The organism is Prevotella sp. MGM1 (assembly GCF_002933775.1).
GTDB lineage: Bacteria > Bacteroidota > Bacteroidia > Bacteroidales > Bacteroidaceae > Prevotella.
Genome location: NZ_BEWV01000019.1, coordinates 1 through 2,389 on the forward strand (window position 1 = coordinate 1; position 2,389 = coordinate 2,389).

Annotated in this window: 2 protein-coding genes and 3 pseudogenes; 3 read left to right on the top strand and 2 right to left on the bottom strand. The window is 41.9% G+C overall.

Annotated features, from left to right (window positions below):
• Positions 1–40 precede the first annotated feature (40 nt).
• Positions 41–163, top strand: coding sequence for an adenine-specific methyltransferase EcoRI family protein (locus MoGM_RS00260; protein WP_216651919.1), 123 nt, complete (start codon positions 41–43; stop codon positions 161–163).
• 5 nt (positions 164–168) lie between these two features.
• Positions 169–295, top strand: a pseudogene (locus MoGM_RS13210) (IS982 family transposase); the annotation flags it as partial.
• On the opposite strand, the gene MoGM_RS13470 reads toward MoGM_RS13210, so the two are convergent.
• Positions 251–1,171: a DUF4893 domain-containing protein gene (locus MoGM_RS13470; protein ID WP_104368255.1), complete on the bottom strand. Its 921-nt coding sequence runs from the start codon at positions 1,169–1,171 to the stop codon at positions 251–253. The pseudogene MoGM_RS13210 and the gene MoGM_RS13470 overlap by 45 nt on opposite strands.
• A 60-nt stretch (positions 1,172–1,231) precedes the next feature.
• Here MoGM_RS13470 and MoGM_RS00270 point away from each other — a divergent pair.
• Positions 1,232–1,729: pseudogene (locus MoGM_RS00270) on the top strand (hypothetical protein).
• Between the two features lie 26 nt (positions 1,730–1,755).
• Here MoGM_RS00270 and MoGM_RS00275 read toward each other — a convergent pair.
• Positions 1,756–2,389 (bottom strand): annotated as a pseudogene (locus tag MoGM_RS00275) (ATP-binding protein); the annotation flags it as partial.

Genomic DNA, 2,389 nt, shown 5'->3' on the forward strand with positions numbered 1-2,389 from the left:
CCTGATACCTATGAGTTGAGAGCGGCAGGCTTCGGTATAGATGAAACAGGAAAAATACATTCGTGTAAAAGGTGTGCGTTGGTTTACATATCTTGATTATAAGGAACGTCACGAGGATATTATCTTATGTAAACAACCCGTTGGCGGAATTAAAAACTTGTAATATTTATGTTTAAAAAGTTGTACATATCGTTTTTTTAGTAACTTGGTGGTGTTCAGACTATTAAATACAAATCACCGTATGCACGACTTATATACGAAGTTCGTCAGAATTCTTGGGATATGCAAGCAGTTCGTAAATCTCTACTCGTTCTTCTGTTGTAGGGAATATCATGATGGCTTTGCGCGGACCGATTTTGTATATCATACCTGCGACGGAGTTGTTGCTGCCATATGATGTCTGAGAATCATTGTTCACACTCCAACCTCCGAGAAAAACCAACGACTTCGGGCTGTTTTGATAGACATAGCCTGATTTACGCTGGCTACCGGTAGTCTTCTCAAAGAATACCTTTCCATCGATTTCCTTGAAACGGCAACTGAAATACGGATAAGAGAATATGCCGTCACGGGCATCAAGCTGAATAGAACGAACCCGTCTGAAACCAATCATATCCTCCGGAGTGAGCGAATAGTTTTTGGCAGTCAGGAGTCGTTCGACTACTTTTCGCTCATTATATCCGTAGGATTTTGAATCCAGAGTCGAGAGAACCTCCCATACCATCTTCTTGCTTCGTGACAATGCGCTGTAATCCGAAGGATTGACTATGCCTTCAAGTTTTGGGTTAAGATTTTCCGGCATGACGGGCATCTCTTTCACAAGCTCGGCATTGCCGTTGAAATACCAATCATCGCCGGGACTGCCCATTTCAAGTTTTCCGACCAGTCTATTGCCCGACTCGATTTTGAAGCGTCCCTCAAACGGACTTCCGATATCGGTAGACTTCATTATGAGTGAATCAGGCGTGAGACTTGTTGAGAAATCCACCCAGCCGTAGGTGCGGAGAATGCCGCAATATCCCACATACAACTGTTTATTATTGTCAATGCAGAGATTGACCATCAAATCCTTCGGGCCTTTCCATGCCCCTATGAGATTGGAAGTCTCTGCAAAAGATGTCAGGAATCCGATGAATGCGAACAGTGTCGCGATATATTTTTTATTTCTCATATTCTGTTATTATTCTACCTGTTGGCGGAATTAAAAACTTGTAATATTTATGTTTAAAAGTTGTATATATCGTTGATTTCTTAGTGACTTAGTGGTGTTCAGACTATTAAGTACAAATCACCATATGCACAACTTATATACAAAGTTCGTCAGAATTCTTGGGATATGCAAGCAATTTTCCAATAAATTTGTGGATGAGAAAGGAAATATCCCGCGTCGCGGTCCTGTTCCCAAATTCTCTGAATTGGAGGTTGTGGCATTGTTTCTTGCCGCAGAATCAGAAAGTATCGGCAGCGAGAACCGGCTGTTTTGAATCAAGGCTCAAAGAATACGAGGGCAAGTTTCCCGACACTGATACCATTTGCCGAAGTCGGAAAAAGAATAGAAACACTTTTCTCGCAACAGACAGGGCAATTCCTCATTACCAGGAACTATGCAACAATGACAAACGGCCTGTTTGCCGGAATTATTGGCAAAATCAGTGCGCTGACCGTATCACAATATGGCAACTATATTAAAGGAAAACCTATTGGGAGGATTAAGTACGCACTAAATTAATTCCGCCAACGGGTAAAGTCTGTTAATTATAATGCCAACGACCTTTTCAGCCACACTTTCATCACCGGATCAGGAATAACAACTTGTCGTTTCTCTATCTCTATAAGTTCCTTTTTGACTAACGCCCTCTTTACGATACTTACATTTGCAGACGAGCCGAGTTGGTATTTTTGTAAAACCTCTTGTGTGGTAAATTCACTATGAATCCCGTCTAAAACAGCTCGTAGGAAATTCAACTGATAGGTAGTAAGGCTTTCGGTCTGCTTCTCGAACAATGGAGTGTTTTGGTCGATAATATCTTGATATGCCGCCTCAAAATCCTGCTCGGCGGCAGTTTCATCCGTATGAATCCATACCAACCACGCCAATTGCTGAACATAAGACGAGTGGTTATCTACTATTTGGCATATTTTCTCAGCCAACCCTCTTGAAATCTGCTTGCCAGTAGCTTCAAAACGACCGCATATATAATCTACCCAATCCGATGTTCCGATTTTCGACAAATAAATGGCATCACCGAATTTATAGAAGGGCAGGCTCTTTTTCTCGAACAGTTCATTCATCAAATGCTTCTTGCTGCCGAATAGACAATAGGATACCGACTTTTGTAATTGCCACACGGTGCGCAGCCGTTTTTGGAACGTCTTGGAATCCTTGAAC